This window comes from Gluconacetobacter dulcium (genome assembly GCF_014174165.1).
Classification (GTDB): domain Bacteria; phylum Pseudomonadota; class Alphaproteobacteria; order Acetobacterales; family Acetobacteraceae; genus Gluconacetobacter; species Gluconacetobacter dulcium.
On record NZ_JABEQN010000032.1, the window covers coordinates 1 to 26,372 of the forward strand.

The following is a 26,372-nucleotide window of genomic DNA, read 5'->3' on the forward strand; positions in this document are numbered from 1 at the left end:
TCGCGTCACCGCGGCGTCAAGCGGCTCAAACCACGTTATCCTCGTCGCCATCGTGGCAGGCCTCCACCCTATCGCCCCAATATCGTCATTATACCCTCTAAGTGAACAGTACTGGACGAATCCCCCTGTCGCAAGTTCGTTCGCCTGTGCGCCAGTAAAGCTCTTGCCGATGTAATGGGTGAAATGGCCGGCCAGAACGGTTAAGGTCTCGTCCATGTTATGGGTATGCGGCGCGATCTGCGCATGGGCCGGCATCTTCACCCGGATCACAAACGGCCCAGGTTGGGCCACATTCCCGTAAACATACGCAATTTCGACCCCCTTCGGAAAATCCGCCGGCGCGGCCTGCCATCTGATATCCTGCGGCGTCAGAACGATCGGCCTGTCCCCAGCGCGGGCGCCCGGCCCGACAGTCGCGAATCCCACAGTCACCAACACGGCAAGAAACGGAATCCTGAACATCTGCTGTCCCTCCAAAGCATGGCCGCAAACCCCTTCCAGCCCATTCCTCCCTTGCTAAAACGTCGCCGGGTCCGGCCCGATGCGGCCATCCGCCCGATCCAGACCTGCAATCCGCCGCATGTCCTCCGCATCCAGGGCAAAATCGAAGACTGAAATATTCTCCACGATCCGCTTCGGCGTGACCGATTTGGGAATAACGATCAGCCCGCTGTCGAGATGCCAGCGAATGACCACCTGCGCCGGCGTCTTGCCGTATTTCCGGCCGATCTCCGCAATCACAGGGTCTTCCAGCACCTGCCCCTGCCCGAGCGGACTCCAGGATTCGGTCCTGATGCCGTGTTTTTCATGAAAGGCACGCAGCGCACGCTGCTGGAAACGCGGATGCAGTTCGATCTGGTTGACGGCCGGCACCACACCCGTCGCCGCGATGACGCGGTCCAGATCCTCCGGGCGAAAATTCGAAACACCGATCGACCGCACCCGCCCGTCTTTCTGGAGCGCCACCATCGCCTTCCACGTCTCGACAAACCTGCCCTCGGCGGCCCGCGGCCAGTGGATCAGATACAGGTCCAGCACCTCGCGGCGCAGCTTGCGCAGGCTGGTCTCGAATGCGCGCATTGTCGCGTCATACCCCTGGTCATCGTTCCAGAGCTTGGTCGTGACATAAATGCCAGGGCGATCCGCCAACCCATCGCCCACCCCCTCTTCGTTTTTGTAGATCGCGGCCGTATCCACGGCCAGATATCCCGCATCGGCCGCATAGCGCACGATATCGGCCGTCTCGTCCGCCGGCGTCCGCCACACGCCCAGACCCAGTTGCGGCATCGTCGTGCCGTCATTGAGCGGGATACGCGGCTGCGTGCCTTTTCCAGGCTGGGAGTCGGGATTGCTCATTATCCGTTTCTTTCAATCATGCACGTTACGGTCACTGACGCCGCAACGCCGCACAGGTTGCCTCAGAACCATGGCCGATGGCAGCGCGGCAGGGAAGGGAAGGCGCATCTTCTTCTTAAAATGCCAAGCGCCTCCATTTGCTTTCGAAATCCCCCTTCTCCGGCTTGCCTCAAGGGAACGTGTAGAGAAAAATCGGCTCCCCCCTTGCCCGGCGGATAACCGTGCCGACCTACATTCCCGTGGTCCAACCAACAGGAGGCCATCATGGCAAATCCAACGGACAGATTCACCACCGACAGAATCGACGAGACCCACGACCTCATCGCCTCCGACAAAGTCGAGGGCACGGCGGTCTATTCCCCGGCCCAGGAAAAGCTGGGAACGATCAAACACTTCATGGTCGATAAACAGACCGGCCATGTCGCCTACGCCGTCATGAGTTTCGGCGGCTTTCTTGGAATGGGCAACAGCTACCATCCGCTCCCATGGAAGGCCCTGACATACGACACGAATCTTCGGGGATACGTCGTCGATCTGACGCCGGACCAGTTGAAGAGCGCACCCAGCTATACATCGGAATCCATGCCGAACTGGAGCGACGACCTGTATACGCATCAGGTCGATGACTACTACGAAGGCAGGATCGGGCGTTAAAACGCCCTCAATCGTCACCGATCAGCATCTCGGCGTGGCAGGGGGACCAAACCCTCCGCCACGTCGTTATAATGTTTACCGACGATGCCTCAGCAGTTCGAGCGCGCCGATCATCGCCGGTTCCGCTCCTGAGGTTGCCAACAATACGGTCCATGCCGGCATGGATCGCCGATCAGGAACAGGCCGGCCTGCCGCTTCCACGCGAAATACTGCCCGGCGTGACGGTCGATCACCGCCCAGTTCACACCGTCATCCGAAGCGACAAGCTTCCCGGCCGACGCCACCGCATTCGGATTATCCCCCGATGTCACCTATACGCCAGCGCGGCCACGCCGGAGGCAAACGCCTCCTTCAGCCCTTCACCGCCCATCGGTCATTGCGTCCTCGTCAAACCGTGCGCCAGGCCCGTCCGCAAGCATCTTTCCCGCCCCAGATTGGCGTCTCATTCTCACAAATCCTGCGAATCCGGTCGAATGAACACTCATTGGGCGGAAACGCGTTGGCAACCGACGCGCTTGCGACAAGGGCAGGGCAGGCGTCAGGCTTCCGTGTCAGCTTCAGACAATCGCGCCTCCAGCGCGTCGATCCCGCTTTCCGCAAACACCAGCACGCCATAGGCGCGCAACAGCGCCGCCGTCACGCCCATGCCCTCATGCTTTCTGCCACGAAACGTCCCGTCATAAATGAAGACGCTGCCGCAGGACGGGCTGCCGTCGGTCAGGATCGCAAACCGGCACCCCTGCTCCCGCGCCAGGGCCAGCGCGGCCTCGGCCCCGGCAATATAGGGTGCCGACACATCCCCGCCATTGGTGTCGATCACGCAGGCCGTCCTTTCCAGCACCCCTTCGCCGGATTACCCACGCGCAATTTCGGCCGGCGGACGCGGAACGCCGAAACTGCCGGAAAGCTCGGGGCAGACAACCACCAGCCGACCCTCCGCCTGCCACCGGTCCAGCGCCGGATGCAGGGCAGGTTTGGCCGCCCCGTCATGGCGCACAGGGTGGCCCACCAGGCAGCCTCGCGTTGCGTTCCAAAAAAGAGGCAGAAAGACGTCCGACCTCGCATCACTTCATGCGAGGAATCCCGGAAATCGACGGATTAAAAAATGGGTTTCCAAAGGCACCGCCTTTGGCGGGTCCAGGGTGGAACCCTGGCCTTCCCACCGCCTCCGCCAACACCCGATACACCTTCTCGTCGTCCATCCGCGCCACGTTGAACCGCAGGCAATCGGCGGCAATCCCATCGGCGCTGAACAGATTCCCCGGCGCCAGGATCACCCCCTGCGCCAGCGCCCGCCGTGCCACATCGGTCGCCGCCAGCCCGTCGGGCAGCCGGCACCATAAAAACGGGCCGGAATCCGGCTCCACGGTCGGCGTCAGTCCCAGCCGTTTCAGCCGCGCCGTCACCCGCGCCCGGCACTGGTCCAGCCGCGCGCGCATCTGTCCCACATGCCGCCGATAGCCGCTATCGGTCAGCACGGCATGGCAGATTCCGGCCGCCAGCCGCCCGGAGGCAATGGAACTGGCCACGCGCAGATCGACCAGCCCTTCCACCCAGTCCGGCCGTACGGCGATGTAGCCGCAGCGGAAGGCGGCCGAAACCGTCTTGGAAAAACTGCCGATCCGCACCACCCGCTCCAGCCCGTCGAAGGTCGCCAGGCGCGCGGCGGGCGTCGCTTCGAAATCGGCGAAGATGTCGTCTTCCACTATGATGATGTCGTGTGCTTCCGCCAGCCGCAGCACCCGGTGCGCCACCACGGGCGAAAGAACGGCACCGGTCGGATTATGAATGGCGGCATTGGTAATATACAGGCGCGGCCGGCACGCCGCCGCCACACGGTCGAAGGCGGCAACATCCGGCCCGTCGGCCAGATAAGGCACACCGACCACCCGCACCTGATGCGCCCGCAGCAGCGCCAGAAAATTGAAATAGCACGGGTCGTCCACCATCACGCTATCGCCCGGCCGCAGCAGGAAGCGGCAGATCAGGTCCAGCGCGTGCGACCCGGAATCCGTCGTCAGGATCTGCGCGGGCGAGACGCCGATATCCTGCTCCGCCATCCGGCGCGCCACATAGGCGCGGATCGGCGCATGCCCCAGCGGGCTGTCGTAATCGAACAGCATCTCGACTGAACCCTCCCGCGCCACGGCACGCAACGCCCGCCGCACCAGATCCTCCGGCATCCAGGCAGCCGGCAGCCAGCCGCAGCCGGGCGACAGCGCCGCCGGGTCCTGCTCCAGCGACGCCCGCAACATGCCGATCGGATCGACCATCCGCGCCCCTTCCGATGTCGGCACGTCCAGCGACAGCGGGGCCAGCGGCGCCGCCACATAAAAGCCGGCACCGGGGCGCGAGCGGACCGCCCCTTCGGCATGCAGCCGGTCATACGCCTCGACCACGGTGGATTTCGACACCCCCGCCGCCTCCGCCATGGCGCGGATCGAAGGCAGCCGCGCCCCCGGCGTCAGCAACCGCCGCTCGATCCGGTGCCGCACCAGCCCCATCACCTGCGCCACCCGTGTGCCGTCCGCCTGCTGCCCGTCCATCCGTACCGGTCTCCTGAACAATACAGTTTAGTGTAATTGTACCTGACCGTATCTGGAAATCCACGGCCACGTCCCGCATCACGAACCGGCAGGCAAAGGACGGACCAATGCAGGACAGAACGACGGAAGGCTGGATCGCGGGCCTGATCGGCATGACGATCTTCAGCGGCTCGATGCCGGCCACCAAGCTGGCGATCGCGGGGTTCGACCCGCTGTTTCTCACCGCCGCCCGTGCCGCACTGGCCGGCCTCCTCGGGGCGCTGTGCCTGTGGCGATGCCGGGCCAGCGTCCCCGCACCGCGCGACCTGCTCGCCCTGGCCGTCGTCGCGCTCTGCGTGGTGCTCGGCTTCCCGCTGCTCAGCGCCCTGGCCTTGCAGGGCATGCCCTCCACCCGTTCCATCCTCTTTCTCGGCCTGCTGCCGCTGGCCACCGCGACCTTCGGCGTGCTGCGCGGGGGCGAACGCCTATCGCCGGCCTTCTGGGCCTGGTCGGCGGCCGGCGCGGCCCTGGTCTGCGGCTTCGCCGCCCACCGGGGCGTGGCAGGGTCCCTGGGCGCGGATCTCACCATGATCCTGTCCGTCATCATCTGCGGGCTGGGCTACGCCGAGGGCGGCCGCCTGTCGCGCACTCTGGGCGGCCTGCGCGTCATCTGCTGGGCGCTGGTGGTGGCCCTGCCGGTCTCGATCATCGGCGGCGTCATCACGGCCCCCGCCCATTGGGGCGGCATCGCACCCTCCGCATGGCTGGGGCTGGCCTATGTCACCGTGTTCTCGATGTTTCTCGGCTTCGTCTTCTGGTATCGCGGGCTGGCGCTGGGCGGTATCGCGGCGGTCGGGCAGTTGCAGCTTCTCCAGCCCTTCCTCGGGTTCTTCCTCGCCTCCCTGGTGCTGCGCGAGCCTGTCAGCAGCCAACTGCTGCTCACCGCGCTCGGCGTCGTGTTCTGCGTGATCGGCGCGCGGCATTTCTCGCCGGCCGTGCGGGTGCCGGCCCGCCAGCCATAGCGGGGCTTTGCCCCCCCCCGCCCCGCCAAAGCCAGAGGCTTTGGCCACCCTTCATTTTAACGGGTGGCCGCGAAGCCGCGATGATAGATCGCGGTGCTCACAAGCCCGATCCCGCCGGCCAGCACAAAGGCAGGACCGAACGACCCGAACCGCGTGGCCAGAAGACCAGTCAGGATGGGGGCCATCGCGCCCCCCAGCGAGGCCCCGGTATTCTGGATCGCTTCCAGCGTCGCCACCCGGTCCTCGGTGGTGATCAGCGTGCCCAGCGTCCAGCCGCAGCTCACCGCCACCCCGTTGGCGAACAGCGCCAGCGCCAGCAGGGTCAGGGCGGGCATGCGCGCCGGTTGCAGCGCCAGCAGGGCGGTCAGCACCGCACAGGCCAGCATGGACAGCACGACGGTCCGCCGGCAGGCCGCCAGCGGCGCCACCCCGCGCCGGCTGACCATATCCACCAGCTTCCCCCCACCCAGGCAGCCCGCGAAGCTGAAGATCTGCGGAAAGGCGGACAGCAGGCCGGCCTGGATCACCGACAGGCTCTCCGTCTTCTCCAGCCACGCAGGCAGCCAGGTGATGTAGAGCGAACTCAGATACACCACCCCGGTAAACCCCGCCGTCGCCGCCCACGTATCGCGCCGCCCCAGCAGATAGCCCAGATCGTCGCGCAGGGCAGACCGCACAGGCGCCTTGTCATGATGCACCCGCACCGGCGCGGCGGCGGACTCGCCGGGCAGCGGATCGCGATAATAGACGATCCACCCGATGGCGAGCAGCAGGTTGACCACCCCCACCACCACCGACATGTCGCGCCAGCCCCACCATGCCATCACCGCCAGCAGCAGCGGCGGCGCCAGCGCCGGACCCAGCGAGGCAGAGCCGTTGAACAGCCCGATCGCCCCGCCCCGTTCCTCGGGCGCGTACCAATGCACCAGCACCCGTGTGCCGGCCAGAAACAGCGGCGCCTCGCCCAGGCCCAGAAGCGCGCGGGTCCAGAAAATGCTCGCCGCGCTATCGACAAGTCCAAAAGCGATTTCCGCGCACGAACAGAGTACCAGCGCGGTGCCCAGAAACACCCGCCCGTCCAGGCGGTCCGCCAGCAGGCCCATCGGCACCTGGCTGATCATGTAGGTCCAGGCCAGCGCGGACAGCAGCCAGCCCATCGTGGCGTAGGACAGATGCATGTCCGCCATGATCGCGGTATTGCCGATGGAAAGGGTCGCCCGATCGACATAATTGATGCAACCGGCACCAACGAGCAGAAGAAGCGTGATGCGCTGGCGCGTGCGGCGGTCGGAAGGCTGCATGGGAACCATAAAATCCTTGGTAAACCCTAACGGTTTCGTATCGTCAGCGCCGCCTGCCGCAACCAGCGGGAGACTTCGTGAGGCTGGATGCCCGACTGGCGGATCAGGCTGTCGAAATGGCGCTGCATCTGCTGGATGGTCGTCTGGTCGTTGAAGACGATATACTGGCTGCCGGCATAGATGGCCGCCCGCTGCGTACCGAAGATCGTATAGGGCACCGTATGCTGCCTGCGCCCGTCGAACAGAAAGATGCGCAGCGACGGATACAGCGCCTCCACCTGCTCCACCATATGCTCGATCTGGGCGCGGCGGATCGAAACCGGCAGCCCGTCCCAGGGAAAAACACCGTCGATCAGGCTCGTGACCGTCTGGGTCGGCAGGCAGATTTCCATATCCGTGCCCGGTCCCCGGTTATAATCCAGCTTGCTGACGATCGTCTCGATCGCCTCGGGGTCGTCATGGCCCGGCCCCAGTTCCCACGCCACGATTTCGGACATACGCAGGATATCCGGCAGGCGATAGGGCACATAGCGGATCTTCATGCCCTCGGCCTCGGCATGCCACCGGGTCAGGAGGGGGATATTGTAATAATCCGGATTATCGGCCACCTCCGTCGTGCGCCCGCCGGTCGCGCCGGCACTGTCCGTCATGCCCAGCAGCCAGTCCACGGAGACGTTGTAGCGTCGGGCGATCCGCACCAGCGTATCGGCACGGGGCAGCCGCACGGCATCCTCGGCCAACAACTGGCTCAACGCCGACCGATCGACCCCGATCTCCTCGGCAAAGGCAGAGCGGCTTCTCGAAGACGCCTGGATCAGCGACAACACGCGCTGCTGAAAAACCTGCGATATCAGGCGTTTGCTCATGATGGTTTATTCACATTATAAATCGTGATATGCGTGACAAAAGTGAACATATTTTACAACATACTCATTGAAAAGGTTGTTTTGACGGTTACGAATGAGTTTTATGAGGGACATTGAGTATAAAACGATAAGGCGCGGTAGTTTTGCCGCGCAGACCATGGCGGAATGGCCCACATGGGCTGCCATCCTGCTCTGCTACACGAGCTGGCTCCTGCTCGGCGGCCTGCTCTACCCCGCGCATCCCGTTCTGGCACTGGCAGGCATGGCCGTGATGGTGGCCTTCCATTCCTCGCTCCAGCACGAGGCCATCCACGGCCACCCCACACCGTCCGCCCTGTGCAACGAACTGCTGGTCGGCCTGCCGCTCGGCCTGGCCTATCCCTATCGCCGCTACCGCACGACGCACCTGCTGCACCATCGCGACGAAACGCTGACCGACCCGCACGGCGACCCCGAGAGCTATTACTGGGACCGCGAAAGCTGGTCGCAACTGGGCCGCGCCCGGCGCCTGCTGCTCACCGCCAACAATACGGTGCTGGGCCGCCTGCTGCTGGGTCCGCTGGTGGGCAGCCTGCGCTTCTTCCTGCACGATCTGCGCCATATCGGGGCAGGGGACCGCACGATCCGCCTGGCGTGGGCCATCCACGCCCTCTCGGTTCTCGCGGTCGCCGCCATGGTCACGCGCGGCTTTCACATGCCGTTCTGGCTGTATGCGCTGGGCCCCGCCTATGCCGGCAACGCGCTGATCGGCCTGCGCTCCTATTGCGAGCACCAGTGGCACGAAACGCCCGACGGCCGGACGATCATCGTGGAACGATCGCTGCTGTCATTGCTGTTTCTCTACAACAACCTGCATGTCGTCCATCATGCCCGTCCCGGCGAACCCTGGTTCCGCATGCCCGGCCTCTACGCGCAGGACCGCGCAGGATGGCAGGCCCGCAACCGGGGCTACGTCTATCGCGGCTATCGCACCATCATCCGGCGGCATTTCCTGCGCCCCAAGGAACCCCTGCTGCACCCGGTCTCCCCGGCCGGACCCCGGCCATGAACTTCGTTGCCGCCCTGCCGATGTATGATCTTCCGGAGGAACGCGCGGCCGTCGACGCCGCCTGGCATCAACTGCGCGACGCATTGCGGCAGCGCGGTATCCCCGCCCCGCAAGACCTCGCCCGACGCAACGCGGATCTGCCGGCGGTGCCCGGCGGAATCAGGGATGCCTCGGGCACCCTCATCGCGCCCGACCCGGCAACGCTGCCGCCCGAGACGTTCGACCTGCACGTTCTCTGGCGTCACCCGGCCCTGCTGCTCGGCGAAACCTGCTGGGGCCCGCTCGACCGGGGCCTGAAACCCTTCGTGCATGTCGTCGCCCAGAACAGCTACGACGGCCTGACGGGCGGCGACGGCCCCCTCTATCGCAGCGCGATCGTCGAACGCCGTCACGCAGGCGACGCGGCCGACATATCCCCCGCTCACGCCGCAGCCCCCATCCTGCCTCCATTGGCCGGGCGTCGCTTCGCCTTCAACGCGGCGGACTCCCGCTCCGGCTACCTTTCCCTGGTGCGCGACCTGGCGGCACGCGGCGCGTCCATGGCGCTCTTCTCCCGCACGATCCAGACCGGCAGCCACCTGTCTTCCCTGCACCGGGTGGCACAAGGCGCGGCCGACCTGGCCGCGATCGACTGCCGAAGCTGGGCCTTGGCGCAGCGCCATCATCCGTCTCTCGCGGCCGGACTGCGCGTAACCGGCTGGACCAGCCCCTCCACCGGCCTGCCATTCATCTGCTCGGCATCCCTGCCGGAGGATGTCAGGCGCACCGTCATGCAGGCAGCGCGATGTTGGCAGCCCGCCTCCCGCTGACCGTTTCCGCATGATCGGTGCTGTGCTGTTTGCGCGACACTTCCGGGGCCAATGATCCCGTCAGGGATTCAGGCCGGATCGCCGCCATGGCGTCGCGCGTTTCATCGGCCACGCGGAGATCCACGCTATTTTTCGCCTTTCAAAGAGTCTCACAATGACCCGACAGAACCTTGCACGTTCCACGATCCTGAGCGGCGTGATCATGATCCCCGCCTTCCTGCCGGGCCACGCGGCGAACGCTGCCGACAGACCCGCGCACGCCGCGCCCGGCCACCCGGCCGCACACGCGCGCACACCCGCCGCCAAGGCGTCCCCTCCGCCGGCGGAACATGAAGAGATCGCGGTCTTCGGCCACGGTTCCACCCGGCAGATGACCAGCATCACGCGCACCATGATGCAGCAGAGCGTGCCCGGCACGTCCCCGCTCAAGGTCCTCAGCCAGCTCCCCGGCGTGGTGTACCAGTCGGCGGACCCGTTCGGCGCCTATGAATATTCCAGCCAGATCTTCATGCGCGGCTTCAGCCAGTCGCAACTCGGTTTCACGCTGGACGACATTCCGCTGGGCGACCAGCAGTTCAACAATTACAACGGCCTCAGCGTGACCCGTTCGATCATTTCCGACAATGTCGGCGGCGTCGATGTCTCGCAGGGCGCAGGCGCGATCGACGTCGCATCCACCAGCAATCTCGGCGGCGCCATCCAGATCCATTCCATCGACCCGTCCCACAGGCGCGGCGGCACGGTCAGCCAGACATTCGGCAGCAACGCCGCCATGCGCACCTATATCCGGCTGGAAAGCGGCGACCTCAACAAGACCGGCACCCGTTTCTACGTCTCCTACGCGCGCACCAACATGAATCTGTGGAAAGGCGGCGGTTACAATTATTCGGATCAGGTCAACGCCAAGCTCGTCCAGCCGCTGGCCCGCAATTCGTCGCTCAAGCTGTTCTTCGACTGGAGTTCGACGCAGCAATTCGACTATCAGGACATGACGACGAACTATCTGCACACGGTCGGCCCCGGACTGGCCAATTACTATCCCGACTACACAGCCGCCTACAGGGCCGCGCAAGGCACCTATCCTGCGTCCTTCCTGGCCACCAACGACCCGTTCGACGCCGCCTATTACGCCGGCACGGCCAACCGCGTCGATTACCTGGGCGGCCTGACGCTGGACGAGAACCTGACCGACCGGCTGAACTGGAAAACCACCCTCTACGGCCACGCCGATACCGGCTACAGCACCTGGACCACGCCCTACATGCCCTCGCCGAACGGCGCGCCGCTGTCACAGCGTATCCAGACCCCGCAGGTCGCCCGGGGCGGCTTCCAGACAGCCCTCAGCTACACGATCGCCCGCAACACCATCAATGCCGGCGTCTGGTACGAATACGGAACTTTCAACGAAGGCCGCTATTTTACCGAAGCCCCCCTGCTGGGCGAAGGCACGCTGGGCAACCCCACAAACGGCTTCCCCGGCGACAAGGTCTTCGCCCATCCCTGGCAGGAAGCGTTCTCGTCCAACACCTTCGTCTTCCATCTTCAGGATACCTATCGCGTCACGGACACGCTGACGGTCAATGCCGGCTTCAAATCCATGATCGTCAACGCGGGCAACAACGTCTCCACGCAGGACCCGTCGATCAATGGCGGCCAGGTCGCGCAGGGGCGGCTGGAAGCCTCGAACGCCTTCCTGCCGCAACTCTCGGCCAACTGGCGTTTCCTGCCGCATAACGAACTGTTCTTCGATGTCTCGCACAACATGCGCGGCTTCCCCCAGGACGGCTACGGCACCAATGTCTCGGCCACGCCATGGACCGCCTCCCAGACCGCGTTCCAGAGCACGAAGAACACGCTGCGTCCCGAAACCGACTGGGTGTACGAGGGCGGATACCGCTTCACCACGCCGCTGATCAGCGCGCTGGCCTCGCTCTACCGCATCAATTTCTCCAACCGCCTGCAACTCATTACCAGCCAGGCGGGCATCAACCCCATCACGGCGGTGCAGAATGTCGGCGGCGTCACCACCGACGGCGCGGAAGCCAGCGTGACCATCCGCCCGCTGGACGGGCTGTCGATCTACAATTCCTTTTCCTACGCCCACTCGACCTACGACCAGAACGTCACGACCGGCGGCATCGTGCAGCCGATCCGGGGCAAGCTGGTGCCGAACTATCCGCAATTCATGTACAAGGGGAATATCAGCTACCGCATCGGCCGTTTCGCGGTGCATGTCGATGGCAGCTACCTGTCCAGCCGCCAGTTGACCTACACGAACGACCTGCACGTCCCCGGTTATTTCCTGGCCAATTTCGGCGCCCGTTATGATTTCGGTGCCGTCGGTTTCCTCAAGGGCGTCACGGCCAGTTTCAACATCTACAATCTGGCCAACAAGACCTACGTTGCCACCACCAACGAACTGGGCAACAATTTCGTAGATACCGGCTACAATTATTTCCTGATGGGCGCCCCGCGCCAGTTCTTCGGCACCATCAGCGCAAATTTCTGACAAAGAAAGACCCAGATCCGTTCAGAAAACGTGCCGAATCCGGCAACAGATTCCCGAACGAATCAGGGTTTCCCGGTTCCCCTGCTCGAAAAGGCGCGGGTTCAGAACGGCGGTGCCGGCACATTCGCCCCCACAAAGGGCCCGACCACGATCAACTGGTTGGTCACCGATGTCACCCCCGGCGTGTTCTCCGCCGCTACCTGCGCCGCCGGTATCAGCCGCTCGTCGGTCACCGCGCCGCTGAGGATAACCGCCCCGCGATAGGTTTCGACCTTGACCAGATCCCGCACCGAGGCCCCCAGTCCGCGTTCCAGCGACGCCTCGACCGCTTCGCGGATCACGGTGTCATCGGTGGCATCGGGCGGTTCGGCGGCCAGGGGCAGCAGGGCGCGCAGCACGTCGGCCCGCGCGAGGATGCCGATCACCCTGCCATTCTCGATTACGGGCAGGCGCCGCACATGATGGACGGTCATCATGTCGATGGCGTCGGACAGCCGGGCATCCGGCTCGATGGTCGCCGGCTGCTCGGTCATGACGTTGGCGACCTTGCGGCCGTGGGTATGCACATAGTCCTCAGCCCGCCGACCGGGTGACAGGAACAGGTCCTTCAGCCAGGAATGGGCACCGGCGGTTCCCAGTTCATGCCGACGCAACAGGTCGCCTTCGGTGACGATGCCGACCAGTTCGCCTTGCGCGGTGGTAACGGGCAATCCGCTGATTCTGCGCTCCAGCATCAACTGGATCGCGTCGGCGATGCCCTGCGTCGGTTCGACGCAGAACACCGGTGATGTCATGATGTCCCGGACTCTCATGGCGTGCAGCCTTTGCTAGAGACACACCGATGGTGGGCACGCCCGGCAACCTCTGCAATCGCGTTCCGGATTTTGTGAAGAGGCGCCCGTCCCGATCAGCCGAACCGTTCGCCCACCAGCTCCTCGCTCTCCGCCCACAGCGCCTCCGCCCGCGCCGGATCGACGGCATAAGCCCGCACGCCACCATCCATCAGCCCGCTCGTCGAGTCGTCGGGCACCACGGCGCTCACGTGGCAATCCTCGCAATAATGGCCGCCGACAGCATCGGCATCCGCCACCACGCCGGCCCAGACCGAGGTCGCGGCCCCCTGCGGAATGGTCTTGAACTGGAAGGGCGGCTTGCCCTCGGCGGTGGCGCGTTCGTTGATCTGCGCCATCATGGCCTCGATCTCCCCGGCACCCATATGGCGCACCAGTTCGGTCATGATCCCGCCGGGATGCACGGCCGTCGCCCGCACGCCCCGCGCCCGATGCCGCGCATCGAACGCCACCGCGAACAGGATGTTGGCGGTCTTGGACCGCCCATAGGCCACGAACGGCTCATATGGCGTCCGCTCGAAATTCGGATCGTCCAGGTCGACATCGGCAAAACGATGGCCCGCCGAGGCCAGATTGACCAGCCGCCCACCGGATTTCATCAGCCCGGCAATCCGGTTGACCAGCACGAAATGCCCCAGATGATTGGTGCCGAACTGCGTCTCGAACCCGTCTTTGGTGTGGCCGAACGGCGTTGCCATCACGCCCGCATTGGCAATCACCAGATCGAAGGGCAGGGCCTGCGCCTTCAGCGCATCGGCACAGGCGCGCACGCTGGCCAGGTCCGCCAGGTCCAGCGCGACCAGTTCCAGCGCCCCGCCGCCACGCGCCGCATCCGCACGCGCCTGTTCGGTCGCGCGATGCGCCTTGTCCAGGTCGCGCGCGGTCCCCACCACATGCGCGCCATGGGCCGCCAGCGCGCGCGCCGTCTCGACCCCGAGCCCGGCCGAAACACCGGTCACCAGCACGCGCCGGCCGGCAAGGGAAACACCGGAAAGAACATCCTCGGTCGTGGATGTCGCGCCAAAATCCTGTGCCATCATTGGCCTCCAGCAGAAAAGGGAGTTATATGGAAGCATGCTCCGCTTATGGATATGCGGAGCATCCCTCCGTTTAACAAGGGGCAGGTGGGGTGGACGGAGAAAAAACATCGCGCCGCAAGCCGCGCAGCGACGGCCAGCGCAACCGGCAGCGCCTGCTGGATGTCGCAAAGGCCGCCTTCCACGCGGGCGAAACCGACATCCCGCTGGACGAGGTCGCCCGCCGTGCAGAGGTCGGAATCGGCACGCTCTACCGCCATTTCGCCAGCCGAGACGCCCTGATCGAGGCGATCTATCGCAACGAACTGGACCGCCTCGCCGTCGCCGCGGTGGACCTCGCCAACATGCATCCGCCGGTCGAGGCCCTGCGTGCATGGATGCTGCTGTTCGTGGACTACATCGCCGCCAAGCAGGTGATCGCGCCCGCCCTGAACGCGCTGGTGGGCGGCCCCAGCGCGCTCTACGCGGCCTCGGCGGATGTCATCAAGGCCACCATCGACGCGCTGGTGGCGCGCGCGGTGCAAAGCGGCGACATCCGCCCCGACCTCGACCCGCTGGATTTCCTGCGCGCCCTGGTCGGCGTCTCCAACGTCGCGGCCGCCCCGGGCTGGGAAGCCAGCGCCCGGCGTCTTGTCGATATCCTCATCGCCGGTTCAAGGCCCCTTTCGCGTTGACGAAGTATAGAGTCATTTCTCACGGCGCCGATGTGGTCCCTGTGTCGACAGCGTCAGTGCGTCGGCCCTGACGCACGGAGAAAAAAATCCACGGATAATATTGCCTGCCGAAACCGGTCGGTCGCAGTCTTGGCCAGGACGAATTGATACAGGTGCACACGAATACAGACATATTTCTCACTTGCGACCTGACCGCATATGTTTATTTTCGGAGTAACCAAGTCTTCAAATAAAAATTTGATACCGAATTTAATCATAACTTAAGTATTTGGATCGCGACCGGACTGGTCGCGGGCAATCCCATCTGTATAGTGATGCTGCAATGTATCAGCCGGCTAACCGATCCCGTCTCCGAGACGCCACCCACTCCCGCCACGTCATTCTCGACACCTTTGTCGGCAGGATAGACAGCGCCGCTGCCTATCTTGCCTATCTGTCCGGGATCGCAGCCTTCCGCATCAGCGCCGAACAGGCCCTGCGGGCCGCCCCATGGCCCGACATTCTCCAGGGCTGGCAGCCGCAGCACCTCACGCCTCTCCTCATGCAGGATCTCGCCGACCTGGCACTGCCCCCTCCGCCCCCGATCGCCATGCCGCCGCTCGAAACCGCCCCCGCCACGGCGGGCATGCTCTATGTGCTGGAAGGCTCCTCGCTCGGTGCGCGCATTCTGGTCAGGCAGGCTGCGGATCAGGGCTTCACGGCCACCCACGGCGCACGCCATCTGGCCGCTCAGGCCGATCGTCATTCCCCGTGGAAGGATTTTGTCAGCCGTCTCGACCGGCTACCCGCCGGATCGTGCGCGGCAGACCGCGCCGCCATGCAGACGTTCGATTCCGCCATTCTCGCGATGCAATCCGTCGCGCCCTCCCAGATTCAGAAAAAACCATGACAAAGCAGGACATCGCGCCGATCGTCTTCGGCCAGGCGGACCTGACGAACTGCGATCGCGAACCCATCCACATCCCCGCCAGCATTCAGCCTGCGGGATGCATGATGGTATTCGCCGGGTCCGGCCCCGAACTCGTCGCATTTTCTCAAAATACCGCCAATTTCCTGCAATGTCCTCCGCTGCATCACGGCATGACGCTGGAACAGTGTGTCGGACACGCCGCCCCCCTCATCCGCGCCCTGGCCGATAACGGCAATACGACCTACCCGGAAATCGCCTTCAATGTCGCCTTTCCCGGCGACCGGCGGTGTGATGTCGCGGTCCACCGATCGCGCGACAGCATCATCGTGGAGTGCGAGCCCGCCACTCCGGAGCAGATGCACGCCCGCCTCGCCGTCAAACAGCGCAAGCTCCTCCAATGCGCGCGCGATCCGCAGGACAAGATGTCGCTGCTGCGCGCGGTCGCCGCGTCGATCCGCCGGATGTTCGGCTATGACCGGGTGATGGTGTACCGCTTCGCCCCCGACTGGTCCGGCCAGGTCATCGTCGAAGACCGCCGCGACGATCTGGAAAGTTTTCTCGGCCAGCATTTTCCCAGCAGCGATATCCCCGCCCAGGCGCGGGAACTCTACCGGCGCGCGCTCATCCGCGTGATCGGCGACGCCCATTGCCAGCCCGTACCCCTGGTCGAACAGCCCGGTGCCGCGCCGCTGGACATGTCCTTCATGCATCTGCGCGCCGTCTCTCCCATCCATTGCGAATATCTCATCAATATGGGTGTCCACGCCTCCATGTCGGTCTCCCTGATCGTCGATGGCAGGCTCTGGGGTCTCATTGCCTGCCACCATTACAGCCCGCGTTCCCTGTTCATGGCAGAGCGGATCGCCGCGAAAATGATCGGCGAATTCATTGGTTTGCAGGTCGTCGCCCTCCACCGCTCGCGTCGTCTCAGGCTCGCGCAGGCCGCACAGCGCTTCCTGTCACGGTTTCTGGACGATACGTCCGGCATGACGGACCTGCTGCCCCGCGCCCGGAAATACCTCGTCGAACTGCCGGGCCTCATTTCCTGCGACGGCAGCGGCGTTCTCAGCGGACAGCGATGGATTTCGGTCGGTCGGGCCTTGCCGGAAGCCGACGTTCGCACTCTCGTCGCCCACGCGGGCACCGCCGCCAGCAACCAGCTCTGGCACAGCGACTGCCTGACACGGGACTGTCCGGCCCTGCCGCCGTCGGATCTCTGCGGTGCCCTGATCATTCCCTTCTTTCCCGAAAAGGAAGATTGCCTGGTTCTCTTCCGGCGCGAATGGGCGCGCACGGTGGTATGGGGCGGCGACCCCGAAAAGACCTACAGCACCGGCCCCCACGGCATCCGCCTGACACCGCGCCGCAGCTTCGAAATCTGGACCGAGGAGGTCAGGCAGCATTCCGCCTCCTGGTCGGCGGATCATGTCGAGGTCGCGGGGCTGTTCCGTTCGGCCCTGATGGAAGTCGCCGCCCGATCCAACTGGATGAAGCTGCAGGAAACCCTCATCGCGGACAGAACCCAGCGCATTCTCAACGACGAACTCAATCACCGCGTCAAGAATGTGTTGTCCGTTGTCCGCTCGCTCGTCGCGCGCCTGCCCCCGCGCCAGGACAGCGTGGCCGACTACCGCAGGACGATCCAGGGCCGCATCAAGGCCCTGGCCCATGCGCACGACCTTGCCATCGGCGCCTCGGCCGATACGTCCCTCCATAACCTGCTGATCACGGAACTCGCTCCCTATGCGTCGGGCGAAGGCAAGATCGCCCTGCGCGGCCCCGACATCCGTCTGACCGAACGCGCGTTGACCCTGCTCGCCCTGCTGTTCCACGAACTGACGACCAACGCCGTCAAATACGGCGCACTTTCCATCCCGTCAGGTCGGGTGACCGTGCGCTGGACGCATGATGCCGCATCGGGCATCTGCACGATCCACTGGGCAGAACGAGACGGCCCCCCCGTCCAGGCACCGGACCGCTCCGGCTTCGGCAGCCTGCTGATCGATCGCGCCGTCAGTCACGATCTGCAGGGCACCGCCCGGCGTCGTTTCGACCCGGAAGGCGTCACGGTGGATATAAGCCTGCCCGCCGCCGCCATCATGCGCGACGCGCCAGCCGCCAACCCGAAGGCATCCACTCCGAAAGAGACCCCTCCCGAACCGTCGCCACGCCCGGAAGACCTGCTGCGCGGCAGGACTATCCTGATCCTGGAAGATGAATTTCTGATCGCGGCCGATCTGGAGATGACGCTCCTGTCCGACCTCGCGGCCGATGTCTTCCTCGCGCCGGATATCCAGACGGCCCAGGACCTGTTGAAGACACAGAAGATCGACTGCGCGATCCTCGACATGAACGTGCAGGGCCTCTGTTCCGCACCTGTCGCCGGCCTCCTGACAGAGAGGGGCATCCCGTTTCTCTTCGCAACGGGCTACGGCAGCGAAAAACTTGCGGCGCCGTCGTTCGCCGGCGTGCCGATCCTGCACAAGCCTTACACTCCGGCCGAGGTCATTGCCGTCCTCGCCACCCTGGTGATGGAGCGCGACTGACCTCAGCACCATTCGCCCCCATATCGAATTCTGCACCAGAGCCAGGACGGTCTAATTTTGGGGATTGCATCGTCGAGCCGCGATTCACCGCGTCACGCCGTCAATAATACGGTTCTTCGATCCCTCCAGATGCGTGACCTGCAGGTCCGGCGCAAGGCAAGAGGGCCGGATCAGCCGCCATCCTCCCTGCTGAAGGACGAGACGATCTCCTCGATCACGACGCTGATCCGCGCCGTGTGACGCAGGTCGCGATGGGTGACGAGCCATATGTCATACGGCTCCGAGCGTATCCGGTCGGGCCATATACGCACCAGCCGGTCACGCTCCGCCAGCGGCACCGGGACCTCTCCAATGCCCAGCCCCGCGCCGATCATCGTGCGTACCATGAGACTGGACGTCGCGGTGGCGACCACCCTGCTGGCCGTAATCGCCTCTCCGACAAGTGTAAGATGTCTATCGGTCGTGAGATGGGGTTGATACAGGACCAGGTCGTGATCGGCGAATGCGTTCCCGAAAACAGGCTCCCCCCGACGCGCGACATAGTCTCTGCTGGCATAAAGCCCCATCGGCCATGACGTCATGCGGCGTGCGAGAAGGTCGGGGCTCTCCGGGGCGACGGTCCTGATTGCGATATCGGCTTCACGACGCACCAGATTGAGTATGTCGGTCGAGGTCGACAGGGCGACGGAAATCGCGGGATATTTCTGCCGCAACCTGCCCATGGCCGGTATGACGAAGCCCAGTCCCAGCGTATCCGTCGTGGTGACTCTCACGCTTCCCTGCAAGCGCGCGTCCGAGCCGAGCACCTGACGTTCGATTTCGTCAGCCCCCCGTTCCATGCGCTCTGCCGCGACGACAAGCCGGTCCCCGGCCTCGGTCAATGTCAGGCCATCCGACCCTCGAAGAAACAGCTTGGCGTCCAGTGCTCGTTCCAGCCCGGCAAGACGGCGCCCGACCGTAGCCTGATCGATGCCAAGGCGCCGGGAAGCCCCACGCAACGTCCCCTCGCGCCTGATGGCAAGGAATATTCGCGTGTCGTCCCAGTTCATGCCGCCTCTCTCCCATGCAGAAATGCATTCGACGCGTGCCGCATTACACCATCCCATGGATGGATGGATGCACTAAATTTCAACCCGACCGTCGGCTCGTGACGGCCTTAAGATCCCAAGGCAGGAAGGATTTTTCCAGCATGTCGCTTGAGTTCACCATTCCCCGCACGATGACGGCGATCGATATTCGCGAGCCGGGGGGGCCGGACGTCCTCATTCCGGTTCAGCGCCCTGTTCCCGTTCCCCGCAATGACGAAGTCCTGATCCAGGTGCATGCGGCTGGCGTGAACGGGCCGGACGTATTCCAGAGAAAGGGGCTCTACGACCCGCCTCCCGGTGCATCGGACATTCCCGGCCTTGAAGTCGCAGGCGTGGTTGTCGCGACGGGGCAGGCGGTCGCAAACCTGCGTCCGGGCGACACCGTGGCGGCGCTGGTCACCGGTGGCGGCTACGCCGAATACGCGGTCGCCCACGAAAAGCTCGCCTTCCGGCTCCCTGAAGGGCTGAACATGGCGGAGGCGGCGGCACTTCCGGAAACATTCATGACCGTCTGGCTCAACATGTTCGAGCGCGGTCAGTTCAAGTCCGGCGACTCCATCCTCATTCATGGCGGCGCCTCCGGCATCGGCACGACGGCGACGATGCTGGCAAGACATTTCGGCGCGTCGAAGATCGTGACGACCGTCGGTTCCAGCGAACAGCGCGCCGTCAGCCTGGAACTCGGCGCGGATATCGCCGTCAATTTCAATGACGAGGATTTCGTGGAAATCGCCAAGGCGGCGACCGACGGACGGGGCATCGATGTCGTGCTCGATATCATCGCGGGCGACTACGTGGCGCGTAATTATGATGTCGCCGCCATGAACGGCCGGATCGTGCAGATCAGCGTCATCAAGGGACCCGCCAAGGATCTCGACTTCTGGCCGATGTTGCGCAAGCGCCTGACCCATATCGGCTCCACCCTTCGCTCCCGCACGAATGACGAGAAGGCCAGCATTCTCGCGGACCTGGAAACGCATGTATGGCCGCCGATCCGCCAGGGTATCCTGAAGCCTTATGTGTATCGCACCTTCGCGCTGGAGGATGCCAAAGGAGCACACGAGTTGCTCGACTCCGGCAAGCACATCGGCAAGATCGTTCTGGTGACGCCCGCCTCGAACGGCCGCCCGTCATCGCGATAGAAGATGGCCCCGACGGCGGGGGCAGTCTGTGCATATGATCTGTGGCGCCTGGCGGCGGACACCGGGGCCGACCGGGTTTGGCGCCTCAGAGCCTGCACCTGGAATGTGATCGCCGGTTACCGGACGGCTCCTGCCTGATCCGCACCTATCCGTCCGAACGGGACCGGCGTCACGAAACCAATGCCGTCGTGGTCCGTGTCATCGAATACCGTCCGGACGGCATCGCCGACGCCGAACCGAAGCATCAGGCGACGTGATTCAATCCCTCGAGATAGGCGCACAACATATCCGCCATGGCCTCGGCGAAAGCCTCGATCTCGATCGGCGTACACGGCGTTTCCGAATAGGATTTACCGACGCTCCGGATCGTCAACTCGACCAGGCCGCCGGCCAGCGCGCGCTGGTCCGCGCTGGCGTCGGGCAAGACCTCGCGCATAAAAGCCTGCATGATCGCAGCGCCTGCCTTCAAGGCATCGTGTGCCTCCGGCGCGCCGCGATAGAGGGGAGCCGCGTCATCGAGCGCCATGCGGACGCCCGTTTCCTCGCATTCGGAACGAATGAAGGCATGAACCGCCATGCGGAGACGGTCGAGCGGCGGAGTCACCCTCTGCTCCAGTATCCCCCGCAATATCTCGGCCGTGCGCGCCCACTCGTCACTCTGTAGCCGGAACAGGATCGCCGCCTTGTTGGGGAAATACTGGTAGAGCGAGCCGACGCTGACGCCAGCCCGCTCGGCAACGCGGGCCATGGTGAAACGCTGCGCACCCTCGGCCGCCAAAACCTGAACAGCGGCCTCCATTACGGACGCGACCAGTTCCATCGAGCGGGTCTGCCGAGGCTGTTTTCGCGAGGAAATCTGGGCTTTGCGGCGATCGGTCATGATGGCTCCCGAATGCGATTAGAGAATACGAATGTTTCGTCGTATTTTGATGGTCGATCACGCTCCCGTCAAACAGCATCGGATTTTGCCTCGTGAACATGCACAGCGCCGATACGATCCCGCCGCCACGGCTCGCCACGACGCCGGGGCGCATCACGCGCGCGCTGCTACGGTGGATGATGCGACCGGCACGGGTCGCGGCCGTCGAAGCCCTTTCTCCGCGCTTTCGGCTCATCGACCTTGAAGGGGAATGCCTGAAAAATGTCGCCTGGCAGCCTGGACAAAAGATCCAGGTGGCGATCGGCGCAGGACTCTCCAGCCGAACCTATACGCCTATGTCCTGGGATGCCGATGCCGGTCGGACGCGGATGCTGGCCTACCTGCACGGCGACGGGACAGGCAGCCGCTGGGCGGGCAGCCTGCTTGCGGGTCAGGTCTGCCAATTCCTTGGCCCGCGCCGCTCGCTCGATTTCTCTGGCGCTAACGGACCAGTCATACTGTTCGGCGATGAAACCTCCTTCGGCCTTGCGGCGGCATTGCGGAACGACCCTGCGGCTACCGAGCTGGTCTTTGAAGTCTCGGACGCTGCGGAATCACGGGCCGTACTAACGGCGATTGGCCTCGACCGGGCAACGGTGATCGAGCGCCGTGATGGTGGTGTGCATCTGGCGGCGATCGGCGCTGATCTCTCGCGCCACGTCACCCCCAACGCGCGCTTCGTGCTGACGGGCAAGGCCCAATCGATACAGAGTGTGAGCCAGGCACTGAAGAGGAGTGGCATGGGCTCATCAAGCGTGAAGTCGAAGGCCTACTGGTCGCCGGGAAAAACAGGTCTCGATTAAGGAATCCCATCATGAACGAAAGCAGAAAAATACTGATCTCCGGAGCAAGCATCGCGGGTCTTACCCTGGCCTTTTGGCTGAACAGGTATGGCGACAAGGTGACGGTCATCGAGCGGTCGAAGACTTTCCGCACCGGCGGCCAGAACGTCGATATCGAGGGACCGGGTCAGGAAGTCATCAGGATGATGGGCCTCGAAGAGAAGATCGAGGCGAAAAACACGCGAGAAAAGGGTGTGGAATTCCTGGGCAGCACGGGCAAACCGATTGCGCGGCTGCCGAAGGGTTCTGTCGGCTCGCTGACAAGCTCTTATGAAATCCTGCGGGGAGACCTTGCACACATCCTCTACGATGAGACCAAGGATCATTGCGACTATCGGTTCGACACGACGATCACGGCCCTGAAGCAGCAAGATAACGGCGTGTGGGTCACCTTTAACGACGGGTCGACCGAGAAGTTCGATTTGGTTGTCAGCGCCGAAGGCATCGGCTCCTCGACACGGCGGCTGGTGATGAAAGATGATATCCGCTTCCGGTACCTGGGTGTTTACGCCTCTTACTTCAGAATTCCGAGAGACCCCGGGGATAGGGATTGGGCGCAAATCTACAACGGCAAGGGTGGCGTCTTCATGCTGCTGCGCCCCGTCCATGACCAGGACACAACCGTTCTCGTTACCTTCCTGCGCAAGCAATTCGATGCGCGCGACGCGGATGGCGTCGCGCCAAAGAAGATGCTGCGCGATGCGCTACAAGGCGCTGGCGGACCGGCAGACCGCATCCTCGCGAACCTCGATCACGATCTCGATCCATATCTCGGCCCGATGATCCAGGTGATTGGCTCCACCTGGTCGAAGGGGCGCTTCGTGCTCACCGGCGATGCGGCCTGGTGCCCGTCGGCCTATACAGGGATGGGAACCCCGCTCGCGCTCATCGGCGCCTATATCCTTGCCGGTGAACTCAGGAAGCAGCCGACACACACAGCGGCCCTGGCATCCTATGAGGCGTTGATGCGGTCCTACGTGGCCAACGGCCGGACGATACGACCCTTCATGCTTCGTCTCATCCATCCCAGGTCGCGCCTCGGCATCGGAGTGCTCCGCGCAGCCTGGAAAGGCCTGTCGAGCGCTCTTGCACAGTCCATTTTCCGACGCTTTGGCGGCGACACACCCGCGGAACAAGGTTTTGTGCTCCCCAGATACGAGGAACAGCCATGCCCGTCCAACCGCGAGGCGGTCCCCGTACAGATCGACGACACATCGAGCATCATCCGTCGTGATGGGCATTGAAGAACGCCAGTTGCTGGTGGCCATGGACGACATCGACCGTATCGTCGACATCCAGATCGTGGACATCCAGCGTGATCGCATCTGGCGGTCGGGAATAGCTGTCGCACCAGGCATCGACCAGCGCGCATTTGCGGTCAGGCTCTCGGGCGGATACCCTCGCGCAGGGTCGGGGCGTTCTCCCAGCGCGATTATGGTGGGCTGCGAGCACAGATCACGCCCTGTATCGGGCAGACGGCCGCAGGCGAGCCTGAACCCCGGATCGATGCGCAGGTGATCGAGGTCATCGGCATCCTCGTAACCGCACGCGATGGCCAGCATGTGGGTGCACAGGCTATCGCCCGCCGTTCGACGACGACGGAAAGATCTCAGCCTTTATTGTCTGGCAGAATGATGGGCTGGCCATTGATGAGGGTCGCCATCAGGTTGCTGGCGATCTGCGCCTCGGGCAATGGGAAGATGGCCCACACATGGCACTGTGCCTGAAATTCGAAATAGTTGATCGAGCGATTGTCCTGTTCCAATCTGGCGACCAGTTTCTGGCTATCTGCAAGAAAGATGTCGTGCGTTCCCTGAAAAATCGACAGTGGCGGGAAATCGGAAAAGCTGCCGTAAATCGGGCTTATCCGAAAATCACGCAAATCGGTCGTCCCCGCATAGGCTTGCCCCGCCTGCACGAGGCCGCGCGTGCCGAGCAGATGATCACGATCGTCGATTGCGTCCATCGCCGGATTAGACACCGTCACATCGAGCCAGGGAGACAGAACGATAACCTGCTCCGGTAGCGGGCGTCCGTCGTTACGGAGTTTCTGGACCAAACCCAGACACAACCCTCCCCCCGCGGAGTCACCCATGACGACCACCTGATCGGAGGCTATGGTCTCGACAAGGCGACCATACGCCGTTTCCACACAGGCATAAACATCCTCCCATGTGGAGGCTGGGGCGAGCGGATAGTCGGGTATGACAATCGTCGCATGAGTATGGCGACACAAATCTTCGAGAAATACCCAGTGTCTGGAGGTTATGTTCATGACGTAACCTCCGCCATGAAGATAGAAAATGACCTTGCCCGAGGGGGCGTTCCTGGGCGTCAAGGTCCAGACGGTGCGGTTCTTCGCCAGATCGGTCGTGATAGCGCAGAGATCGCTCAGAGACTGCGGAATGGGCGCCGCAGTCGTAATATTATCCATGCCGGCGAGCTGCTTCAGCAATGTCGGATCGACGCTGTTCGCCATGACTGAGACAAACAGCCCCTTCACGCGATTCTCGTAAAGCTGCTTCTGAAAATCTGCGGCTTCGTTACTGAGAGCGTCCCTGTGGAAATATCTTATCCCAGGATTTTCCATTGCGTTTCGTTCCTTTTCCCATGGGCTCGCGACGTCGAACGTCTTTCCAATTTCCAAAGCGTCGGCACATGGCCGCCTCCGTCTGGAGAACGCACCAGCATGACCGGAATCCCGGACTCGTGGAAACACGGTTTTTTGGTATCACGGCACTTTGTTGAAGGAGGTTCACCGGCGTGCCCCGACAAGGTCCTTCACCGATCGCGTGGAAATGCCGGTCGCGTCCAGCCCCAGCACGATCTGGCCGGGGGCGGCGCGCGGTGAGCGTCAAGAAAGACATCGACGAACAGCACCTCGATCGCTGCCGGGTCATGAGCGATCCGATGAGAGCGGCCCGGCTCCGCACGCCCGCGTTCCACCCGGTTCAGCGTCCAGCTTGACCGCCAGTGCCGCCAGGACCGGATCATGCCGAAGCTGATCGTGATCGACCCGATCCTCATACCCCTGCGCAATCCTCGCCACGCGCCGGAGCACCAGGGAGCGAACGTCATGTGCGACAAGATGGGCTGCGTGGGCACCTCCCGCGTCTTCAGTCCTTCCAGACGATGCAGTTCCACCGCGCGCCGTGTCCGTGGCGGCAACTCGGCCAGCGCCTCCTGCACGATCGCCAGTTGCTGCCGATACAGGATCTCGGCTTCCGGCGCCGGCCGGTCGTCCGGCCGCGAAAGCGTGGTTTCGGGCGTCGCTGCGGCAACCAGATAGCGGCCGCGGCTCACCTGCGCGCGATGCCCGTCCACCACGATATTGCGCACGATCCGGAACAGGTAGCGCAGTGGCTCCCGCAGCGCGCCGGGGTCGGCAGCCCCCGAAAAGCGGATCCAGGCTTCCTGCACCACATCCTCGCTCTGCGCGGCGCTGCCCAATATCGTCGTGGCATAATCCACCAGCCGCTGCCGATGGGTCATGAACAGGTCAAGATTATCCTTCTCACTGCCCACGTATGCCATCCAATCCGCAAGACGACCCGCCACCAGGTCATCCGGCCGGAACTAAGAACAATTCTCAGGTTTCGCTACGCCAAGGCATGGCCGATTGCAAGCGCAATGAAAACCGGGCCGCCGCGCATGCATTGCGATTAATTCTCAATTCCTATAGCAAGACCGAAGGTTTACCGGTACAGACCCGACAAGATGAACGCCAACGCCACGATTCTGACGGAGCTCCTGCTGAAGGAGCGTCCCTCGCTGCTCCGCCTCATCCGGCGCATCGTCGGCACCACGTCCGACGCCGAAGACGTGACCCAGACCCTGTGGCTACGCATCCAGACGGTCACCGACACACCCCCGATCAACGACAAGCAGGCTTATCTCTACCGCCTCGCCCGCAACGTCGCCCTGGATCGTCTCAGGGCAGGGGAGAGACGGGAGGCCCTGTTCGCCTCCGGCCCGATCTCCGAGGAAATCGCAGCCCCGGTCCCGTCGGCCGAGCGGCACCTGATCGACCAGGAAAACCTCGGCATCGTACTGGCCGCGATCGCCAGCCTGTCCCCTCGTTGTCGGGAGGTCTTCATCCTGCGAAAGGTCGAAAATCTCCGGGTCGTGGACATCGCCGACCGCCTGGGCATCTCGCCCAGCATGGTCGCCCGTCACCTCCAGAATGCCCTGACGCACTGCATGGCGCGCCTCGCCGAAACCGGCACCGACGCCTCGTGATGCAGTGCTTCACAAGCGACCTCCCTGTTCTCTA

At 63.8% G+C, this 26,372-nt stretch carries 23 protein-coding genes and 4 pseudogenes; 13 read left to right on the plus strand and 14 right to left on the minus strand.

Annotated elements, in window-relative coordinates:
* The coding region (locus tag HLH25_RS18255; protein WP_182975439.1) for a cupin domain-containing protein at positions 1–462 on the minus strand (462 nt) is incomplete at its 3' end.
* A gap of 54 nt (positions 463–516) precedes the next feature.
* On the minus strand, positions 517–1,356 hold the full coding sequence (locus HLH25_RS18260) for an aldo/keto reductase (RefSeq protein ID WP_182975440.1): 840 nt from the start codon (positions 1,354–1,356) through the stop codon (positions 517–519).
* 264 nt (positions 1,357–1,620) lie between these two features.
* Between HLH25_RS18260 and HLH25_RS18265 the strand changes: the two genes are divergently transcribed.
* The gene (locus tag HLH25_RS18265) at positions 1,621–2,010 is read left to right on the plus strand and encodes a PRC-barrel domain-containing protein (RefSeq protein ID WP_182975441.1); all 390 of its coding nucleotides are present in this window, start codon (positions 1,621–1,623) and stop codon (positions 2,008–2,010) included.
* Between the two features lie 538 nt (positions 2,011–2,548).
* Here the strand turns inward: HLH25_RS18265 and HLH25_RS18270 are convergent.
* A pseudogene (locus HLH25_RS18270) lies at positions 2,549–3,019 on the minus strand (DUF523 domain-containing protein).
* A 55-nt stretch (positions 3,020–3,074) separates the two neighbouring features.
* On the minus strand, positions 3,075–4,556 hold the full coding sequence (locus tag HLH25_RS18275) for an aminotransferase-like domain-containing protein (RefSeq protein ID WP_182975442.1): 1,482 nt from the start codon (positions 4,554–4,556) through the stop codon (positions 3,075–3,077).
* A 107-nt stretch (positions 4,557–4,663) separates the two neighbouring features.
* Between HLH25_RS18275 and HLH25_RS18280 the strand changes: the two genes are divergently transcribed.
* A complete protein-coding gene (locus HLH25_RS18280) occupies positions 4,664–5,557 on the plus strand; it encodes a DMT family transporter (protein ID WP_182975443.1) in 894 nt (297 codons plus the stop codon).
* 56 nt (positions 5,558–5,613) lie between these two features.
* On the opposite strand, the gene HLH25_RS18285 is transcribed toward HLH25_RS18280, so the two are convergent.
* Together HLH25_RS18285 and HLH25_RS18290 are read right to left on the minus strand one after the other, a co-directional pair.
* On the minus strand, positions 5,614–6,858 hold the full coding sequence (locus HLH25_RS18285; RefSeq protein ID WP_182975444.1) for an MFS transporter: 1,245 nt from the start codon (positions 6,856–6,858) through the stop codon (positions 5,614–5,616).
* A gap of 26 nt (positions 6,859–6,884) precedes the next feature.
* A complete protein-coding gene (locus HLH25_RS18290; RefSeq protein ID WP_182975445.1) occupies positions 6,885–7,724 on the minus strand; it encodes a helix-turn-helix domain-containing protein in 840 nt (279 codons plus the stop codon).
* A 157-nt stretch (positions 7,725–7,881) separates the two neighbouring features.
* Between HLH25_RS18290 and HLH25_RS18295 the strand changes: the two genes are divergently transcribed.
* From HLH25_RS18295 to HLH25_RS18305, 3 genes are all read left to right on the plus strand, one after another.
* Complete coding sequence (locus HLH25_RS18295) at positions 7,882–8,772, plus strand: fatty acid desaturase (protein ID WP_246402717.1); 891 nt, start codon at positions 7,882–7,884, stop codon at positions 8,770–8,772.
* Positions 8,769–9,581: a phosphate/phosphite/phosphonate ABC transporter substrate-binding protein gene (locus tag HLH25_RS18300; RefSeq protein WP_182975447.1), complete on the plus strand. Its 813-nt coding sequence runs from the start codon at positions 8,769–8,771 to the stop codon at positions 9,579–9,581. The genes HLH25_RS18295 and HLH25_RS18300 overlap by 4 nt, the downstream gene beginning before the upstream one ends.
* 154 nt (positions 9,582–9,735) lie before the next feature.
* Complete coding sequence (locus HLH25_RS18305) at positions 9,736–12,090, plus strand: TonB-dependent receptor (RefSeq protein WP_246402718.1); 2,355 nt, start codon at positions 9,736–9,738, stop codon at positions 12,088–12,090.
* 101 nt (positions 12,091–12,191) lie between these two features.
* Here HLH25_RS18305 and HLH25_RS18310 read toward each other — a convergent pair whose 3' ends face one another.
* Together HLH25_RS18310 and HLH25_RS18315 are read right to left on the minus strand one after the other, a co-directional pair.
* The gene (locus HLH25_RS18310) at positions 12,192–12,884 is read right to left on the minus strand and encodes a CBS domain-containing protein (RefSeq protein ID WP_246402722.1); all 693 of its coding nucleotides are present in this window, start codon (positions 12,882–12,884) and stop codon (positions 12,192–12,194) included.
* Positions 12,885–12,997: 113 nt separating this feature from the next.
* On the minus strand, positions 12,998–13,978 hold the full coding sequence (locus tag HLH25_RS18315; RefSeq protein ID WP_182975449.1) for an SDR family NAD(P)-dependent oxidoreductase: 981 nt from the start codon (positions 13,976–13,978) through the stop codon (positions 12,998–13,000).
* Between the two features lie 92 nt (positions 13,979–14,070).
* Here HLH25_RS18315 and HLH25_RS18320 point away from each other — a divergent pair, with 92 nt between their 5' ends.
* From HLH25_RS18320 to HLH25_RS18330, 3 genes are all read left to right on the plus strand, one after another.
* Complete coding sequence (locus HLH25_RS18320; protein ID WP_182975450.1) at positions 14,071–14,652, plus strand: TetR/AcrR family transcriptional regulator; 582 nt, start codon at positions 14,071–14,073, stop codon at positions 14,650–14,652.
* Positions 14,653–14,974: 322 nt separating this feature from the next.
* Positions 14,975–15,541, plus strand: coding sequence for a biliverdin-producing heme oxygenase (locus HLH25_RS18325; RefSeq protein ID WP_182975451.1), 567 nt, complete (start codon positions 14,975–14,977; stop codon positions 15,539–15,541).
* Positions 15,538–18,108, plus strand: coding sequence for an HWE histidine kinase domain-containing protein (locus tag HLH25_RS18330; protein WP_182975452.1), 2,571 nt, complete (start codon positions 15,538–15,540; stop codon positions 18,106–18,108). Before HLH25_RS18325 ends, HLH25_RS18330 begins: the two co-directional genes overlap by 4 nt.
* A gap of 170 nt (positions 18,109–18,278) precedes the next feature.
* Here the strand turns inward: HLH25_RS18330 and HLH25_RS18335 are convergent, their stop codons facing one another.
* Positions 18,279–19,157 (minus strand): LysR family transcriptional regulator, encoded by an 879-nt coding sequence (locus tag HLH25_RS18335; protein WP_182975453.1) that lies wholly within the window; start codon positions 19,155–19,157, stop codon positions 18,279–18,281.
* A 35-nt stretch (positions 19,158–19,192) separates the two neighbouring features.
* On the opposite strand from HLH25_RS18335, the gene HLH25_RS18340 reads away from it, so the two are divergent.
* Both HLH25_RS18340 and HLH25_RS18345 read left to right on the plus strand, forming a co-directional pair.
* Positions 19,193–20,338, plus strand: a complete 1,146-nt coding sequence (locus HLH25_RS18340) for an NAD(P)H-quinone oxidoreductase (RefSeq protein WP_343065510.1) — start codon at positions 19,193–19,195, stop codon at positions 20,336–20,338.
* Between the two features lie 77 nt (positions 20,339–20,415).
* Positions 20,416–20,595, plus strand: a complete 180-nt coding sequence (locus tag HLH25_RS18345; protein ID WP_182975454.1) for a hypothetical protein — start codon at positions 20,416–20,418, stop codon at positions 20,593–20,595.
* Here the strand turns inward: HLH25_RS18345 and HLH25_RS18350 are convergent.
* Positions 20,583–21,218 (minus strand): TetR family transcriptional regulator, encoded by a 636-nt coding sequence (locus HLH25_RS18350; RefSeq protein ID WP_182975455.1) that lies wholly within the window; start codon positions 21,216–21,218, stop codon positions 20,583–20,585. The genes HLH25_RS18345 and HLH25_RS18350 overlap by 13 nt on opposite strands.
* Positions 21,219–21,316: 98 nt before the next feature.
* On the opposite strand from HLH25_RS18350, the gene HLH25_RS18355 reads away from it, so the two are divergent.
* Together HLH25_RS18355 and HLH25_RS18360 are read left to right on the plus strand one after the other, a co-directional pair.
* Positions 21,317–22,060, plus strand: a complete 744-nt coding sequence (locus HLH25_RS18355) for a siderophore-interacting protein (RefSeq protein WP_182975473.1) — start codon at positions 21,317–21,319, stop codon at positions 22,058–22,060.
* 11 nt (positions 22,061–22,071) lie between these two features.
* The gene (locus HLH25_RS18360; RefSeq protein WP_182975456.1) at positions 22,072–23,343 is read left to right on the plus strand and encodes an FAD-dependent monooxygenase; all 1,272 of its coding nucleotides are present in this window, start codon (positions 22,072–22,074) and stop codon (positions 23,341–23,343) included.
* On the opposite strand, the pseudogene HLH25_RS18365 reads toward HLH25_RS18360, so the two are convergent.
* The 4 genes and pseudogenes from HLH25_RS18365 to HLH25_RS20865 form a co-directional block, all read right to left on the minus strand.
* Positions 23,327–23,679: pseudogene (locus HLH25_RS18365) on the minus strand (transposase); the annotation flags it as partial. The gene HLH25_RS18360 and the pseudogene HLH25_RS18365 overlap by 17 nt on opposite strands.
* Positions 23,680–23,708: 29 nt before the next feature.
* Entirely contained in the window at positions 23,709–24,689 is a 981-nt protein-coding gene (locus tag HLH25_RS18370) for an alpha/beta hydrolase fold domain-containing protein (RefSeq protein WP_182975457.1), read from the minus strand.
* Between the two features lie 213 nt (positions 24,690–24,902).
* Positions 24,903–25,184, minus strand: a pseudogene (locus HLH25_RS20860) (transposase); the annotation flags it as partial.
* Positions 25,185–25,213: 29 nt separating this feature from the next.
* Positions 25,214–25,633 (minus strand): annotated as a pseudogene (locus HLH25_RS20865) (sigma-70 family RNA polymerase sigma factor); the annotation flags it as partial.
* A gap of 183 nt (positions 25,634–25,816) precedes the next feature.
* Between HLH25_RS20865 and HLH25_RS18385 the strand changes: the two are divergent.
* Positions 25,817–26,338, plus strand: a complete 522-nt coding sequence (locus tag HLH25_RS18385) for an RNA polymerase sigma factor (RefSeq protein ID WP_182975458.1) — start codon at positions 25,817–25,819, stop codon at positions 26,336–26,338.
* Positions 26,339–26,372 lie beyond the last annotated feature (34 nt).

What these genes read in the sequence shown, in the direction of transcription:
- HLH25_RS18280 (WP_182975443.1), top strand. Translation starts at nt 4,664, where the DNA reads ATGCAGGACAGAACGACGGAAGGCTGGATCGCGGGCCTGATCGGCATG.
- HLH25_RS18300 (WP_182975447.1), top strand. Translation starts at nt 8,769, where the DNA reads ATGAACTTCGTTGCCGCCCTGCCGATGTATGATCTTCCGGAGGAACGC.
- HLH25_RS18295 (WP_246402717.1), top strand. Translation starts at nt 7,882, where the DNA reads ATGGCGGAATGGCCCACATGGGCTGCCATCCTGCTCTGCTACACGAGC.
- HLH25_RS18275 (WP_182975442.1), bottom strand. Translation starts at nt 4,556, where the DNA reads ATGGACGGGCAGCAGGCGGACGGCACACGGGTGGCGCAGGTGATGGGG.
- HLH25_RS18330 (WP_182975452.1), top strand. Translation starts at nt 15,538, where the DNA reads ATGACAAAGCAGGACATCGCGCCGATCGTCTTCGGCCAGGCGGACCTG.
- HLH25_RS18285 (WP_182975444.1), bottom strand. Translation starts at nt 6,858, where the DNA reads ATGCAGCCTTCCGACCGCCGCACGCGCCAGCGCATCACGCTTCTTCTG.
- HLH25_RS18315 (WP_182975449.1), bottom strand. Translation starts at nt 13,978, where the DNA reads ATGGCACAGGATTTTGGCGCGACATCCACGACCGAGGATGTTCTTTCC.
- HLH25_RS18310 (WP_246402722.1), bottom strand. Translation starts at nt 12,884, where the DNA reads ATGACATCACCGGTGTTCTGCGTCGAACCGACGCAGGGCATCGCCGAC.
- HLH25_RS18355 (WP_182975473.1), top strand. Translation starts at nt 21,317, where the DNA reads ATGCACAGCGCCGATACGATCCCGCCGCCACGGCTCGCCACGACGCCG.
- HLH25_RS18335 (WP_182975453.1), bottom strand. Translation starts at nt 19,157, where the DNA reads ATGAACTGGGACGACACGCGAATATTCCTTGCCATCAGGCGCGAGGGG.
- HLH25_RS18370 (WP_182975457.1), bottom strand. Translation starts at nt 24,689, where the DNA reads ATGGAAAATCCTGGGATAAGATATTTCCACAGGGACGCTCTCAGTAAC.
- HLH25_RS18350 (WP_182975455.1), bottom strand. Translation starts at nt 21,218, where the DNA reads ATGACCGATCGCCGCAAAGCCCAGATTTCCTCGCGAAAACAGCCTCGG.
- HLH25_RS18305 (WP_246402718.1), top strand. Translation starts at nt 9,736, where the DNA reads ATGACCCGACAGAACCTTGCACGTTCCACGATCCTGAGCGGCGTGATC.
- HLH25_RS18325 (WP_182975451.1), top strand. Translation starts at nt 14,975, where the DNA reads ATGTATCAGCCGGCTAACCGATCCCGTCTCCGAGACGCCACCCACTCC.
- HLH25_RS18290 (WP_182975445.1), bottom strand. Translation starts at nt 7,724, where the DNA reads ATGAGCAAACGCCTGATATCGCAGGTTTTTCAGCAGCGCGTGTTGTCG.
- HLH25_RS18260 (WP_182975440.1), bottom strand. Translation starts at nt 1,356, where the DNA reads ATGAGCAATCCCGACTCCCAGCCTGGAAAAGGCACGCAGCCGCGTATC.
- HLH25_RS18265 (WP_182975441.1), top strand. Translation starts at nt 1,621, where the DNA reads ATGGCAAATCCAACGGACAGATTCACCACCGACAGAATCGACGAGACC.
- HLH25_RS18385 (WP_182975458.1), top strand. Translation starts at nt 25,817, where the DNA reads ATGAACGCCAACGCCACGATTCTGACGGAGCTCCTGCTGAAGGAGCGT.
- HLH25_RS18360 (WP_182975456.1), top strand. Translation starts at nt 22,072, where the DNA reads ATGAACGAAAGCAGAAAAATACTGATCTCCGGAGCAAGCATCGCGGGT.